The organism is Agromyces sp. 3263, from assembly GCF_031456545.1.
Taxonomy (GTDB): domain Bacteria; phylum Actinomycetota; class Actinomycetes; order Actinomycetales; family Microbacteriaceae; genus Agromyces.
Map to the genome: position 1 here is coordinate 1241421 of NZ_JAVDUV010000001.1, position 13927 is coordinate 1255347.

A 13927-nucleotide genomic window follows, 5' to 3' on the forward strand; every position below is an offset into this window, starting at 1 on the left:
GACTGAGCGGATGCCACGCGACGAGCAGGGCCTGAAGGCCGCGGTCGACCAGTCGGCCGCGGTCCTCACCGCGGCGGGCTTCCCCCGGATGCCGGCCCGCGTGCTCATGGCGCTCGTGGTCGCCGACCGCGGCGGCCTGACCGCGAGCGAGCTGGGCGAGCAGCTCGGCGTGAGCGCGGCCGCGATCTCGGGCGCCGTCCGGTACCTCGAGCAGATCGGCATCCTCCACCGGCTTCCCCAGCCCGGCAGCCGGCGCGACAAGTGGGAGTTCCTCGACGACGCCTGGTACACGGCGCTCATGGCGAAGAGCCCGATCTACGGCGTGATCGCCGACCTCGGCGACCGCGCCGCCGACGCCATCGGCGACGAGACGGCCGCCGGTGCCGTGCGCGCCCGCGAGATGGCGCGGTTCTACCGCTTCGTCGACACGCGCATGCCCGACCTCATGCGCGAGTGGGAGACGCTGCGCGGGGAGCCCGCGGCGGAATCAGGATGAGGACGCTCAGCCGGCGAGCATGAGCACGAGGTTCACGAGCCCGGCGACCGAGGCGATCGCGAGCAGGACGAACCCGAGCCAGCGCGTCACCCGCCGGCCCACCGGCGGCTCATGGAGGCGGAGCCGGTCGGGCTCCCGCTCGCGATAGTAGGCGGGCTCCTCTTCGACGTTCCGGACGTGCACGCGCTCCTCGTCGCTCAGGCGGCGCTGGTGGAAGGCGCCCTCCGCGAACCATCGCACGGTCGACCCGTGCTCCTGGTCGATGACGACCGCGTCGGTGCGCAGCCACCTGCCATCGGCGAGCCGGATGAGCAGGGCCAGCAGGAGGCACACCAGCGCGCCCGCGAGGGCGATCCACCCGATCACCTCGGTGACGACCGAGATGACCTCCGATGCTTCCATGCGATCACGGTATCGGACCGCGGGAGCCCCGACCGACCGGGCCTCCCGCCCCGGCCCTCCCCGCCCTACGCCTGGAAGTCCTCGGGCACGTCGAGCGGACGACGCGTGTAGTACGCACGCGCCTTCCGGTAGAAGAGCACGAGCGGCACGAGCCCGACCACGATGAGCCCGACGCCGAGGATGTTCACGATGGGGTCGTTGTTCGGGATCGAGCTGAAGAAGATGAAGATCATGAAGACGGCCCCGATCGCCGGCCACAGGCCGATGAGGAGGAAGTTCTTCACGGACTTGAAGATCACCTTGCGGAAGCCGACCACCACGGCGAGCCCGGCCAGCGCGTAGTAGAACGCGATCTGCAGGCCGATCGAGCTGATCGCATTCGACAGGATGTCGCCGACGCTGCCGAGGAAGTTCGAGCCGACGAAGAGCACCACCGAGACGCCGACCACGACGAGGGTGGCGAACACCGGCGTCTTCCACCGACGGTTGATCCGGCCGAAGGCGAACGGAATGGTGCGGTCCCGGCCCATCGCGAAGAGCGTGCGCGTGACCTGGATGAGCGTCGTCTCGAGCGTGGCGATCGTCGAGAGCGCGACCGCGACGATGAGGATCTTGCCGCCGATGCCCGGCCAGACGACGTCGCCGAGCACCGAGAGGATGTTCGCGCTGTTGTCCTCGATCGTCTCGGTGGGCAGCATGACGAGCGTCGCGATCGTGAAGACCTCGAAGAGCAGGAAGACGATGATGACGCCGATGATGCCCGCGGACCCGGCCGACTTGTGGCCGTCCTTCGTCTCCTCGTTGAGGTTGGCCGCGACATCCCAGCCCCAGTAGTAGAAGGCGGCGATGAGGGCGGATGCCACGAAGACGCCCGCTCCCGACAGGTGGGTGAATCCCAGCCAGTCCCACGAGAAGTTCGGGCCGGCGTGCTCGCTCGTGGAGGCGCGGAAGATCGCCACGGCGGCGAACACCACGAGGATCCCGACCTCGACGACCGACATGATCCACTGCGCACGGGCCGTGACGGTCACGCCGAAGATCACGCAGGCGGCCATGACGAGGAACCAGAGTGCGCCGACCGCCGTGATGAGCGGCACGTTGTCGGCCTGCGCGGGGTCGAAGAGCGACACGGTCATGGCGCCGGCGGGCAGCGCGCCGGCCACCATGAAGATGGTCGCCGAGATCACGAGCGCCCAGCCCGAGAGGAAACCGAGGATCGGGTGAAGGCCGCGAGCGACCCACGAGTAGGAGGCGCCCGCGTGCACGTCGACCCGGCCGAGGTAGAGGAACGCCCAGGCGATGCCGAGCATCGGGAGCCCGCACCAGAGGAGGGCGCCGGGCGCGCCCAGGCCGGCGACGCCGACGAGCGTCGCGGTGGTGGCCGCGATCGAATAGGCGGGGGCACTGCCGGCCACGGCCATCACGATCGAGCCGGCCGGGCTCACGCCGTCGGCCTTCAACTGGTGCTGCTCGTACTCGACCGCCCGGATGTGGGAGGTCTCAGTCTCGAGATCGGGCTGCGTCATTGCATCGCTCCTGTGCGTCCGTAAGGGGGAAGGACAGGGGGACGCTAGCACAATGACGATGAATCCACATACGGATTTCGTTGAACGACACCGTCCGCGCAGTCGGATACGTCGCCCACCCGCGTTTGCGGCGCGGATTCCGAAGGTCAGGCGGGATCCGCGAGGTCCGCCGTGAGGCGCGCCAGCTGAGCGATCCGATCGGCACGCCGGCGCGGCACCCCGGGCACCCCCGGCCGCTGCTGGTCGGGACGCGGACCGCCCAGCGGGCGGAAGTCGACGCCCTGCGCCTCGAGCCAGGCCAGGTATCCGGGCAATCGCGAGCCGAATTCCGCCCAGTCCAGCGGACCGCCGTTCCACGCGACCTCCGCGAAGGCGCCGAGGCGCGGGAACACGGCGTAGTCCAGCCGCTCCCGGCTGTCGAGGTGCTCGGTCCAGACGTTCGCCTGCACGCCGACGACCCGGTCGCGCAGCGCTGCGGGGGCGTCGTCGGGCACCGGGTCGAACGAGGCCGCGTCTCGGAGGGAGAGCACGGTGCCGACGGGGATCGGCTCCTCGGGGTCATCCGACTGCCGGTAGTCGAGGTACGTCCACAGGTCGGGGCAGAGCACGACGTCGTGGCCGAGCCGAGCGGCGAGGCCGGCACCGACCGACCCCCGCCACGACGCGACCACGGCGTCGGGGGCGGGACGGCGCCCCTCGAGCATCTCGTCCCAGCCGACCACCCGCCGGCCGCGCTCGGCGAGGTGCGACGCGATCCGACCGAGGAACCAGGCCTGCAGCTCCGCCTCGTCGGCGAGCCCGCGCTCGGCCAGGAGGTCCTGCGTGCGGGGGTCTTCGTGCCACCGGCGCTTCTGCGCCTCGTCACCGCCGATGCCGACGACCTCGGAGTCGAACACGTCGCACACCTCGTCGAACACGTCGCAGACGAAGCGCACCGTCTCCTCCTCGACGTTCAGCACCTCGTCCGAGATCCCGAAGCGGGTCCACGGCTCGGGCACCCGCGCCCGTACGGCCTCGACCTCGCCGACGCCGTACTCGGGATAGGCCGCGAGCACGGCACAGGCATGACCGGGCACATCGATCTCGGGCACGATCCGGATGCCGCGGGCCGCCGCGTACTGCACGAGCTCGCGCAACTCGCGCTGGGTGTACCAGCCCTCGTGCGGCACGCCGTCGCCCGTCGCCGACGGCCCGTGGCCCAGCTGCGACTCGCTGCGTCGCCCGCCCGCCTCGGTGAGCCGCGGGTATCGCCGCACCTCGAACCGCCAGCCCTGGTCGTCGGTGAGGTGGAGCTGCAGCACGTTGAGGCCGTGCGCGGCGAGGAGGTCGACGAAGCGCAGGAGGTCGGGCATCGGACGGAACCGCCGCGCGACGTCGAGCATGACGCCGCGCCAGGCGAACCGCGGCTCGCCGTCGAGCTCGAGGGGGGCGCGGTCGATGCTGCTCACGCGCCCGCGGCGAGCTCGCGGGCGCGGGCGAGCGCGGCATCCGTCGCCCGGTCGAAGACCTCGGAGAGGCGCGCGTCCTCGAGCACGGCGACCGCCCGCTCGGTCGTGCCCTTGGGACTCGTGACGCGGCGACGGAGCTCGGCCGGGCCGACGTCGGATGCCGCGAGCAGCTCGGACGCCCCGCGGAAGGTCCCCTGCACCATCCGCGCCGCCTGCTCGGGCGTGAACCCCTTGTGGATCGCCGCCGCCGTGAGCTGCTCGATCAGGTAGAAGACGTACGCGGGCCCCGAACCCGAGATCGTGGAGAGCGCGTCGATCTGCTCCTCTGGCACGACGATCACGTCGCCCACGGTCTCGAAGAGGCGCACGGCGAGCGCGAGGTCGTCGTCGCTCGACCGGGTGCCGGCCGACACGCCTGTGACGGCGCGCCCCACGACGGCCGGTGTGTTCGGCATCGAGCGGATCACCGCCACCGACGTCGGCAGCAGCGACTCGAACGTCGCCACGGTCACGCCGGCAGCGACCGACACGACGATCGCGTCGGGTTCGAGCGCATCCGCGATCTCGCGCAGCAGGTCGGGCACCATCGCGGGCTTCACCGCGACGACCACGAGCTTCGCGCCGGTCACCGCCGTGCGGTTGGCCGCGGCATCCGTCTCGGTGGCGTACGACGTGACCCCCGGCAGGCCGTCGAGCTCGGCCGCGCGCTCCGCCGAGCGGTTCGTCGCGCGGATGCCGCCGTCGACCTCGATGCCCGGCTGCAGCAGCCCCGACAGGATCGCCCTGGCCATCGACCCGGCCCCGAGGAAGGCGATCGCGGGCAGGTGCACGGGGGCTTCGGCGCTCATGCGACCATCCTAGGATTGACGCCATGAGCGCATCGGGCGGCACCAGGGCCATCATCGCGGCATTTCTCGCCAACCTCGGCATCGCGATCACGAAGTTCATCGCGTGGTTCTTCTCGGGGTCGTCGGCGATGCTGGCCGAGGGCGTGCACTCCCTCGCCGACTCGGGCAACCAGCTGCTGCTCATCTTCGGCGGCCGCCAGGCGAAGAAGCAGGCCGACAAGGAGCATCCGTTCGGCTACGGCCGCGAGCGCTACGTGTACGCCTTCGTCGTCTCGATCATCCTGTTCTCGGTCGGCGGCGTGTTCTCGATCTACGAGGGCATCGAGAAGCTGAACCACCCCGAGCCGCTCGAGGTGCCCTGGCTGCCGATGCTGGTGCTCACGATCGCGATCATCCTCGAGTCCATCTCGCTGCGCACCGCCGTGAAGGAGTCCAACCACGTGCGCGGCAAGCTGAGCTGGGTGCAGTTCGTGCGCCGCGCGAAGGCGCCCGAGCTGCCCGTGGTGCTCCTCGAGGACGTCGCCGCGCTCATCGGCCTGGTCTTCGCGTTCATCGGCGTCGGGCTCACGTGGCTCACGGGCAACCCGGTCTTCGATTCCATCGGCACCCTGTTCATCGGCGCGCTGCTCATCCTCGTCGCCATCGTGCTCGGCATGGAGACGAAGAGCCTGCTCGTCGGCGAGGGCGCGAACGACGACGATCTCCAGAGGATCGAGCGCGCCATCCTCGCGGGCCCTGAGGCCGAGCGCATCATCCACATGAAGACCCTCTACGTCGGACCCGATGAGCTGCTCGTCGCCGCGAAGGTCGGCTTCCACGGCGACCAGTCCCTCCTCGAGGTGTCGACCGCGACCAACATCATCGAACGGCGGGTGCGCGAAGCGGTGCCCGCGGCGCGGATCATCTACATCGAGCCCGACATCTACGTCGACCCGAACCTCGCGGCGCCGCCCACCGACACGATCGTCATCAAGGGCCTCGAATGACGGATGCCGCGACGGATGCCGCGCGCCACGCGGCATCCGCTCGACGCACCGCCCTCGTGCTGCGGCACGACTCGGCGATCGGGCTCGGCAACCTGCGCCCGACGCTGGAGGCGCACGGGTACGAGATCGTGACCGTCGACACGCCTCACCACGACCTGGGCGCGCTCGATCCGCTCGCCGCCGACCTCGTCGTCGTGCTCGGCGGAGAGGAGGGGGCGTACGAGGCCGATCGCTTCCCGTACCTCGCCGACGAGGTGCGCCTGCTCGCCGCCCGCGTCGACGCCGAGGCGCCAGTCTTCGGCGTGTGCCTCGGCGCACAGCTGCTCGCGAAGACCCTCGGCGCCGAGGTGCGCAAGGGCCCGCGCAAGGAGGTCGGCTGGCTCGAGGTCGAGCTCACCGACGCCGGCGCGGTCTCCCCCGTGCGGCACTTCGCCGGCGTGCCGACGGTGCAGTGGCACGGCGACACGTTCGACCTGCCCGAGGGAGTCGAGCGCCTCGCGTCGTCGGAGCAGTACGAGAACCAGGCGTTCGCCCGAGGCGACTGGCTGCTCGCGGTGCAGTTCCATCCCGAGGTCGACGACGCGATCCACGAGGAGTGGCTGCGCCTCTGGGGCCACGAACTGCCCGAGTACGGCCGCAGCGCCGAGCAGCTGCGCGCGGAGCGTGCCTGGCACGGGCCGCGCGCGAACGCGGCATCCGCTGCCCTGCTCTCGGAGTACCTCGACGGGCTCGAGGTGCGCGAGCGCGTGCTGCGCGAGCGCGCGAGCTAGCGGCTACTCGAGTTCGGTCGGCGGACGGCGCAGCGGGTCGTCGAAGAAGGCGAGCAGCAGGCGAGCGGATGCCTCGGCCTCGACGCCGGGGAACACCTCGACCCGGTGGTTGAGCCGCCGGTCGCGGAGCACGTCGTAGAGCGATCCGGCGGCGCCGGCGCGCTCGTCCCAGGCGCCGAACACCACGGTCGGCACGCGCGCGGCGAGGATCGCACCCGCGCACATGACGCAGGGCTCGAGCGTCACCACGAGCGTGCAGTCGGTGAGCCGCCAGTCGCCGATCGACTCCGCCGCCGCGCGAAGCGCGAGCACCTCGGCGTGCGCCGTCGGGTCGCCCACGAGCTCGCGCTCGTTGCGGCTCGCCGCGATGACGATGCCGTTGCCGTTCACGACGACCGCGCCCACTGGCACGTCGCGCGTGGCCGGCGCCTGCTCGGCCTCGGCGAGGGCGAGGCGCATCCACTCGCGGTGGATCGGCAGCTCCACGAGCCCCTCCCGTCCGCGGGATCCCCCGCAACTAGACTCGAGCCTATGCGAGTCCACGTTGCCGATCACCCGCTCATCACCCACAAGCTGACGGTGCTCCGCGACGTGAACACGCCGTCGCCGATCTTCCGCGCGCTGGTCGAGGAGCTGATGACGCTGCTCGCCTACGAGGGCACCCGTGGGGTACGCGTCGAACCGGTCGACATCGTCACCCCGGTGGCCCCCACGACGGGCGTGCGCATCGCCGACCCCAAGCCGCTCATCGTGCCGATCCTCCGCGCGGGCCTCGGCATGCTCGACGGCATGGTGAAGCTGCTGCCGAGCGCCGAGGTCGGCTTCCTCGGCATGGCGCGCAATGAGGAGACGCTCGAGCCGGCCACCTACGCCGAGCGCCTGCCCGACGACCTCAGCGACCGCCAGTGCTTCGTGCTCGATCCGATGCTGGCCACCGGCGGGTCGCTCACCGCGGCGATCGAATTCCTGCTCGCCCGCGGTGCGACGGACGTCACGGCGATCTGCATCCTCGCCGCGCCCGAGGGCCTGAAGGCCGTCGAGGAGGCACTGCACGGCCGCGAGGTCACCGTCGTGCTCGGCGCCGTCGACGAGCGCCTCAACGAGCACGGCTACATCGTGCCGGGCCTCGGCGACGCCGGCGACCGCCTCTACGGCACGGTCTGACGACAGCTACACTCTGCGGGCTTGCGCCCTCGCACCGAAGGATCTTCACGCTGACCGCCGCGCTGACGAGGTGGAACTGCGGAAGATTTTTCTGAACGGCCTTTTCTCGCAGATCCTTTTGCACGCAGCATCCGCCCACCCGATCCTCCCGGATGCCGCACCGCGACGCGCACCGTCTGCGCCGTCACACCGCGTCATCCCCCCGTCATGAATTGACACACGCTCCGACCTCGGATTGACTCTCCCCATGACCGACACCGCACGCACCCTGACCGCCCCCGAGGCTCTCAGGACGACCGGCATGATGATGCCGGCGCGCGCGTCCATGTGTTGTCGAATGTGCCGCTGACCGCGACCCGACCGCCGAGTCCCGCAGCCGATCCGCACCCCGATCGACCGCGACTCCACTGAACCAGCCGCACCGGCGGTTCGCCAGGCCGAACGGCCATTCGCATCGACCCCGTCTCGAGGGGTCCATCGCCGCACCTTCTTCGCACAAGGAATCGTCATGTCACTCGCTCTCGCACCCGTCCGCACCGCCGCCGTCCGCACCGCCCCGTCGCTGCCCGACGTGCCGGCCCGCCCCGTCTCGATCGCGCCGCGCCCCGCAGAGGCGCCGACCACGCAGGCCGCTCCGGCCGAGTCGGCGCCCGCTGCCCGCGCCGCCGCTCCCCGCGTCCGCGCCGTGCCCGAGGGCACCGAGGCGCGCGGCTTCGTGCTCTACGTCGGCATCGACGAGGCGAAGGCCATCGCCGACGGCACGACGCTGCACCGCATCGTCGAGGCGCTCCGCACCCTCACCGCCGAGGTCGCCCCGTCGGCCGAGACCTACGCGGCCGTCGCCTTGGCCCCCGAGGGCTCGGGCGGCCGCGACGTCGACGTCGTGCGCCTCGCCCTCCAGGACCCGGCCGCGCTCGCGAAGCAGCGCGAGGGCCAGGGCACGCGCGACGACGCCGACCGCCACCCGAACGGCGTCATCATCGACATCTCGCGCAAGCGCGTGCTGCTCGACGGCGAGGCAGCCGGGCTCACCTACAAGGAGTTCGAGCTCCTGCAGTACCTCGTGCTCCGTGAGGGCCGCACGATCGACCGGCACGAGCTCATCGACAGCCTGTGGGACGCCGACGACGAGGCACCGAGCGAGCGCACCATCGACGTGCACGTGCGCCGGCTACGCTCGAAGCTCGCCCACTACCAGGACATCGTCCGCACCGTGCGCGGCGTCGGCTACCGGTTCGACCGCCACGCCGACGTCTCGATCCGCCAGGCCTCGACGCCGTCGCCCGACCTGTACTGAATTCGGAAAAATCACAGAACGATAACTAGCGCCCGTTATCGATCCGTTATATATTCATTACGCATCCACTGTTTGCTGTGGCGGTGGATGCGGAATGTGATTGCAGGACACTCTTGGTGCAAGGGCGAGGGTCGGTCGTCAGCCTCTACGACCGGCCCTCACCCGTTCCCGCCCCGGTTTCCCTATCCTTGGATGAGTCCGGGTCGGAAGACCCGGCGTCGACACGTCGAGGGGAGCCCAAGGTGGCGGAGCGCGCGATCACGGTGGCCGCATGGGAGTCGCTCTTCCGCGCCCAGGTCACGATCATGCGGGCACTCGCCGCCGAGTTCCCGAGCGACGTCATCTCGCTCAACGAGTACGACGTGCTCTTCAACATCACGCGCGCGCCTGGCCGCCGCCTGCGACTGAAGGACCTCAACCGCTCAGTGCTCATCACCCAGCCGAGCGTCAGCCGGCTCGTCGACCGTCTCGCCTCGCGCGGGCTCGTGACCAAGATGCACGACCCCGACGACGGTCGCGGCACCATCGTCGGCATCACCGAGGAGGGATTCGCCCTCTTCCGCCGCGTCGCATTCCGGCACATGGACACCATCGACCGCCACGTCGGCTCGGCCCTCGACGAAGCCGAGCTCCGCGAGCTCATCGCGCTGTGCGACCGGCTCCGCGAGTCGGTCGGGGAACGGCCCGCCTCCCAGCTCGACGCCGACGCGGCGTCCGGCAGCTGAACCGCGCCCGTCAACCCGTCGCCCCCGTCCCGCGGTCGGGTGTAGACCGGAGCGATGGGATCCTCCGCCACGCGCACCGTGCTGTTCGACGTCGACGGCACGCTCGTCGACTCGAACCTGCTGCACGTCGACGCCTGGCAGCGGGCGTTCGCGCGGTGCGGCGTCGAGGTCGACAGCTGGCGCATCCACCGCGCGATCGGACAGGACTCGGCGCTGCTCGTCGAGTCGCTCGCGGGTGACCGCGATCCCGCGTGGGTCGACGAGGTGAAGCGCCTGCACGCCGAGTACTACGGCGAGCTCGCGCCGCGGCTGCGCAGGTTCGACGGTGTTCGGCAGCTCCTCGCGGCGCTCGACGACCGCGGCATCCGGGTCGTGCTCGCGACCTCGGCACCACAGGATGAGCTGCGACTGCTGCGTGAGGCGATCGACGCGGATGCCGCCATCCACGCCGCGACGTCGGCCGACGACGTCGACACCGCCAAGCCCGCACCCACCCTCATCGAGGTGGCGCTCGAGCGAGCGGGAGCGGAAGCGCCCGAGGCCCTGTTCGTCGGCGACTCCACCTGGGACATGATCGCCGCGGGACGCGCCGGCGTCAGGGCCTACGGCCTGCGCTCGGGGGGCATCTCCGACGGGGAACTGCGGGAAGCGGGTGCGCAGCGGGTGTTCGACGACCCCGGCGACCTGCTCGCGCACCTCGAGGCGCTGGTCGACGGGCCACGCCCGGCCTGACCGGCCCACGCGCAGCCCGCGCTACGACGACACGGCTGCGACCGCAACCCCATCGACGCGCGGATGCCGATGTGCGAGGTTCGAGCCATGAACCATCTCACCCACGAGGTTCAGGTCCGGCTCGGCATCGAGATCGAAGACGAGTCCGTCCTGCTCGGCAACATGCCCGACCCTGCCGACGCCGAGGACATCGAACGTGCGATCGTCTGGACGTTGACGACCGCGCTGGACACGCGCGCGGTGCGCGACGTGCTCTCGTCCTACGGGCTCGCCATCCGTCGCGGCGAGGTGCGTGCCTTCGCCCCGTCGGTCGCCACCGTCATGCCCGGGTCAGGGCTCGATCACACGGTCGCGCAGGCGGCCGACCCCCTCTTGATGTGAGCTCCCATGAGCACGAACACCCCCACCGCCGCGTTGTCACGAGCCGGCGTCAGCATCTGGCTGGACGACCTGTCCAGGAAGCGGATCACCACCGGTGAGCTCGAGCGGCTCATCGGCGAACGCGATGTCGTCGGCGTGACGACGAACCCGACCATCTTCGCCACGGCCTTCGCCGACGGAGCGTCGTACACCGAGGCCATCCACGCTCTCGCCGCCGAGGGGGCCGACGTGGAGCGCGCGATCTTCGACATCACGACCCACGACGTGCGCGACGCCGCGGATCACCTGCGAGCGGTGTACGACCGCACTGACGGATACGACGGTCGCGTGTCGATCGAAGTCCAGCCCGGGGTCGCGCACGACGCCGAGCGCACCATCGAGCAGGCGCATGCGTTGTGGGAGAAGGTGGACCGGCCGAACGTGATGATCAAGATCCCGGCGACGGTCGAGGGACTCGGGGCGATCACCGCGGCGATCGGCGCGGGCATCAGCGTGAACGTGACGCTGATCTTCAGCCTGGACCGGTACCGGCAGGTCATCGACGCGTACCTGACCGGCCTGGAGCAGGCGAAGGCCGCGGGCATCGACCTGGCCACGATCCACTCGGTCGCGTCGTTCTTCGTGTCCCGCGTCGACACCGAGATCGACAAGCGCCTCGCGCAGATCGGCACCGACGAGGCCCTCGGCCTGAAGAGCAAGGCGGGCATCGCGAACGCCCGGCTCGCGTACCAGCTGTACGAGGAGGTGTTCGGCGGGGAGCGGGCCACCGCGCTGCTGCAGGCCGGCGCGAACCGGCAGCGTCCGCTCTGGGCGTCGACCGGGGTCAAGGACCCGGCGCTGCCCGACACCCTCTACGTCACCGAGCTCGTCGCGACCGGCGTGGTGAACACCATGCCCGAGAAGACCCTCGAGGCGACCTTCGACCACGGCGAGATCGTCGGCGACACCGTGACCGGCGCGTACGCCGACGCCGGCGCCGTGCTCGACGCGCTCGCCCGGGTCGGCGTCGACTACGACGACGTCACCGCGGTCCTCGAACGCGAAGGCGTCGAGAAGTTCATCGTCTCCTGGAACGAACTCCTCGACACCGTCCGCGGCGCACTGGAGGCAGCACGCTAGCGGTTCGCGAACAGGGGCCCGCGGAGTCCTGCTCCGCCGGGACGGTGGGGTGGGAACCCTACCTCCCACCCCACCGCGGTCTCCAGGGGAGACCTCTCCCGCCGAGCGACCCGAACTGAGCTCGGCGAGCAGGATCCCGAGCAAACATCTGTCGACGGTCGCAGGTCGTCATGGCATGACGGAACTGTCGGGTATCGGGCCGACTCGGGCTTCCTCGAATCTAATCGCGCGTGGCGAATCCCACAGGGCCCCGAATGAGGGTCAAAACGACCCGGGAGCCGAGGCCTGGGCGGTGCCGGCCGTCGCCGGCTCAGTGGTCACGCCGGCCAGTCGACGGATGCCTCGTACCCGGGGTGCTCGCGCAGGTACGCCGCGATGAACGGGCAGCGCGGCACGATGCGGTCGCCGCGCGCGACCGCGTCATCGAGCACGAACTTCGCGAGGCGGCTCCCGAGGCCCTGGCCCTCGTGCTCGGGTTCCACGACGGTATGCGTGAAGACGATGCGGCCCGGCGTCGCGTGATACTGCGCGAAGCCCACGCGCTCCCCGTCCAGGGTGAGCTCATAGCGCTCCGCCGCGTCGTTGCGCTCGATCTTCACGGTGTCCTGCATGCGTTCCTCCATCGCGAGACCGGGCCATCGCCGGATGCCCCGTGCGACCCGCCCGCTCATCACAACGCGTTCATCGCCCCACCGCATTCCTGCGCCGGCCGGAGATGGCGCATCGACGAGGCCCGATGACGGCATCCCGACGGGCACCGGCGGTCGGTCGCGCCGGTCGGGTCGCCGAGGAGCCGGGCGGGTAGCGGGCGGCCTCGGAACCGGGCGCGACGCGGGACCCACTCCGGCACCCGGGTGGGCGACGGTCGCGATCCGGCGGCGCCCGCCGTGAGCGGGCACGTGGGACCCGCCCGGACGCCGTGCGGCGAGATGCGGAGCCGCCGCGGCATCCGTCGCCACCGGGCTCGCGTGCGTGATCGCGACGAGGGCGATGAGCCACGCGAAGACGAGCGTGAACGCGACGATCTCGAACACGGTGAGGTTGAAGACGCCGAGCCCGTCGTAGGCCACCATCGCCGCGACCTCGACGACGATGGACGCGTAGGACGCGACCACGAGTGTGCGCGGAAGGCGTCGCGCCCAGAGCTGCACGCCCATGGCCAGCACGGCGAACGACACGGCCGCGCCGAGGGCGGCGGCGTTGTGGATGGTGCTGTCACCGTCGATCGGGAAGAGCCCGACGCCCATGAGGCTGACCCCGATGAGCACGATGAGCACGCGCATGGTCGTGAGTCCACCGCGCCGCACGCCGAAGCGCACGTCGGCGACCGCGCGGGTCAGTCCCCCGGACATCGCCGCCATGCCGGCGCCCGACACCACGATCGCGATGTTGAAGCACGCGGCCGCGACATCGTCCGACGTGCCGAGGGTGCTGAAGTTGTGGGTCCACCACGCGCCCGTCGGGGTCAGGCTCATGCTGGCGAGGCTGCCGGCCGCGAGGAGCATGGCGATGAGGTTGAACGTGCGGTAGGCCTCATGCTCGATGGCGACGCGATGCAGCCTGGCCGTTCCGAGGCACAGCACGACGCCCAGGCCGATGGCGGCCACGGTGTGCCCGCCCGGCACCACGTCGAACGCGGCGCCGGTGAAGTGCACGCCGAGCATCGCGATCGCCCCCCAGGCGAGCCCGTTCGCGCGGGCGCGGGCGTCGGCGCCGAGCCCGGGAAGCCCGAACCGCTCGAGCATGGCGATGCCCGCCTGCGACGCGGAGGCCACGACGAGCGACACGCCGACGCCGATCCCGACCGCGATCGCCGGTGCCGCCCACACGAGGTCTGCGCTGTGCAGCTCGGGGATGAGCCCGGGACCGCCGCCGTGCGTGTGGTCGTGGGTGAAGAGCGAGGTCAGCTCGTGGAACACCACCAGGGTGATCGCCGCTCCGATCAGCAGCGCGTATCCCCGACGCATGAGGCTGGTGACTCGCCCGACGTCGTGGCGTCCCTCCCGATTCGACGAGACCACGGTCCCCCCGTT

The 13927-nt window shown here is 71.0% G+C and carries 15 protein-coding genes; 9 read left to right on the forward strand and 6 right to left on the reverse strand.

The genetic code is table 11. From position 1 onward, the window contains the following. Positions 1-10: 10 nt before the first annotated feature. Positions 11-496 (forward strand): helix-turn-helix domain-containing protein, encoded by a 486-nt coding sequence (locus J2X63_RS05655; protein ID WP_309974923.1) that lies wholly within the window; start codon positions 11-13, stop codon positions 494-496. Positions 497-502: 6 nt separating this feature from the next. Here the strand turns inward: J2X63_RS05655 and J2X63_RS05660 are convergent, their stop codons facing one another. The 4 genes from J2X63_RS05660 to proC form a co-directional block, all read right to left on the reverse strand. After that, positions 503-898 carry a hypothetical protein gene (locus J2X63_RS05660; RefSeq protein ID WP_309974925.1) on the reverse strand — a complete coding sequence of 132 codons (396 nt, stop codon included), beginning with the start codon at positions 896-898 and terminating at the stop codon, positions 503-505. 65 nt (positions 899-963) lie between these two features. Then, a complete protein-coding gene (locus J2X63_RS05665) occupies positions 964-2424 on the reverse strand; it encodes an APC family permease (RefSeq protein ID WP_309974929.1) in 1461 nt (486 codons plus the stop codon). Positions 2425-2570: 146 nt separating this feature from the next. After that, a complete protein-coding gene (locus J2X63_RS05670; RefSeq protein ID WP_309974932.1) occupies positions 2571-3872 on the reverse strand; it encodes a family 20 glycosylhydrolase in 1302 nt (433 codons plus the stop codon). After that, on the reverse strand, positions 3869-4720 hold the full coding sequence (gene proC / locus J2X63_RS05675; RefSeq protein WP_309974935.1) for a pyrroline-5-carboxylate reductase: 852 nt from the start codon (positions 4718-4720) through the stop codon (positions 3869-3871). Before proC ends, J2X63_RS05670 begins: the two co-directional genes overlap by 4 nt. 23 nt (positions 4721-4743) lie before the next feature. On the opposite strand from proC, the gene J2X63_RS05680 reads away from it, so the two are divergent. Further along, positions 4744-5706 carry a cation diffusion facilitator family transporter gene (locus J2X63_RS05680; protein WP_309974938.1) on the forward strand — a complete coding sequence of 321 codons (963 nt, stop codon included), beginning with the start codon at positions 4744-4746 and terminating at the stop codon, positions 5704-5706. Then, positions 5703-6476 (forward strand): glutamine amidotransferase-related protein, encoded by a 774-nt coding sequence (locus J2X63_RS05685; protein ID WP_309974941.1) that lies wholly within the window; start codon positions 5703-5705, stop codon positions 6474-6476. The genes J2X63_RS05680 and J2X63_RS05685 overlap by 4 nt, the downstream gene beginning before the upstream one ends. Before the next feature lie 3 nt (positions 6477-6479). On the opposite strand, the gene J2X63_RS05690 is transcribed toward J2X63_RS05685, so the two are convergent. After that, positions 6480-6935, reverse strand: coding sequence for a nucleoside deaminase (locus J2X63_RS05690; RefSeq protein ID WP_309977811.1), 456 nt, complete (start codon positions 6933-6935; stop codon positions 6480-6482). Between the two features lie 72 nt (positions 6936-7007). Between J2X63_RS05690 and upp the strand changes: the two genes are divergently transcribed. The 6 genes from upp (at position 7008) to tal (ending at position 11894) form a co-directional block, all read left to right on the forward strand. Next, positions 7008-7640 (forward strand): uracil phosphoribosyltransferase, encoded by a 633-nt coding sequence (upp, locus tag J2X63_RS05695; RefSeq protein WP_309974945.1) that lies wholly within the window; start codon positions 7008-7010, stop codon positions 7638-7640. Positions 7641-8148: 508 nt separating this feature from the next. After that, positions 8149-8937 carry a winged helix-turn-helix domain-containing protein gene (locus J2X63_RS05700; protein WP_309974948.1) on the forward strand — a complete coding sequence of 263 codons (789 nt, stop codon included), beginning with the start codon at positions 8149-8151 and terminating at the stop codon, positions 8935-8937. A 242-nt stretch (positions 8938-9179) separates the two neighbouring features. Beyond that, positions 9180-9662: a MarR family transcriptional regulator gene (locus J2X63_RS05705; protein ID WP_309974952.1), complete on the forward strand. Its 483-nt coding sequence runs from the start codon at positions 9180-9182 to the stop codon at positions 9660-9662. 54 nt (positions 9663-9716) lie between these two features. Beyond that, a complete protein-coding gene (locus J2X63_RS05710; protein WP_309974955.1) occupies positions 9717-10394 on the forward strand; it encodes an HAD family hydrolase in 678 nt (225 codons plus the stop codon). 87 nt (positions 10395-10481) lie between these two features. Next, the gene (locus tag J2X63_RS05715; protein ID WP_309974958.1) at positions 10482-10775 is read left to right on the forward strand and encodes a hypothetical protein; all 294 of its coding nucleotides are present in this window, start codon (positions 10482-10484) and stop codon (positions 10773-10775) included. 6 nt (positions 10776-10781) lie between these two features. Next, the gene (gene tal, locus J2X63_RS05720; protein WP_309974961.1) at positions 10782-11894 is read left to right on the forward strand and encodes a transaldolase; all 1113 of its coding nucleotides are present in this window, start codon (positions 10782-10784) and stop codon (positions 11892-11894) included. A 317-nt stretch (positions 11895-12211) separates the two neighbouring features. Here the strand turns inward: tal and J2X63_RS05725 are convergent, their stop codons facing one another. After that, positions 12212-13915 (reverse strand): GNAT family N-acetyltransferase, encoded by a 1704-nt coding sequence (locus tag J2X63_RS05725; protein WP_309974964.1) that lies wholly within the window; start codon positions 13913-13915, stop codon positions 12212-12214. Positions 13916-13927 lie beyond the last annotated feature (12 nt).

Bases quoted from the DNA above. Each gene is read 5' to 3' on its own strand.
- J2X63_RS05655 (WP_309974923.1), top strand. From the start codon at position 11: ATGCCACGCGACGAGCAGGGCCTGAAGGCCGCGGTCGACCAGTCGGCC.
- J2X63_RS05660 (WP_309974925.1), bottom strand. From the start codon at position 898: ATGGAAGCATCGGAGGTCATCTCGGTCGTCACCGAGGTGATCGGGTGG.
- J2X63_RS05665 (WP_309974929.1), bottom strand. From the start codon at position 2,424: ATGACGCAGCCCGATCTCGAGACTGAGACCTCCCACATCCGGGCGGTC.
- proC (WP_309974935.1), bottom strand. From the start codon at position 4,720: ATGAGCGCCGAAGCCCCCGTGCACCTGCCCGCGATCGCCTTCCTCGGG.
- J2X63_RS05680 (WP_309974938.1), top strand. From the start codon at position 4,744: ATGAGCGCATCGGGCGGCACCAGGGCCATCATCGCGGCATTTCTCGCC.
- J2X63_RS05685 (WP_309974941.1), top strand. From the start codon at position 5,703: ATGACGGATGCCGCGACGGATGCCGCGCGCCACGCGGCATCCGCTCGA.
- J2X63_RS05690 (WP_309977811.1), bottom strand. From the start codon at position 6,935: ATGCGCCTCGCCCTCGCCGAGGCCGAGCAGGCGCCGGCCACGCGCGAC.
- upp (WP_309974945.1), top strand. From the start codon at position 7,008: ATGCGAGTCCACGTTGCCGATCACCCGCTCATCACCCACAAGCTGACG.
- J2X63_RS05700 (WP_309974948.1), top strand. From the start codon at position 8,149: ATGTCACTCGCTCTCGCACCCGTCCGCACCGCCGCCGTCCGCACCGCC.
- J2X63_RS05710 (WP_309974955.1), top strand. From the start codon at position 9,717: ATGGGATCCTCCGCCACGCGCACCGTGCTGTTCGACGTCGACGGCACG.
- J2X63_RS05715 (WP_309974958.1), top strand. From the start codon at position 10,482: ATGAACCATCTCACCCACGAGGTTCAGGTCCGGCTCGGCATCGAGATC.
- tal (WP_309974961.1), top strand. From the start codon at position 10,782: ATGAGCACGAACACCCCCACCGCCGCGTTGTCACGAGCCGGCGTCAGC.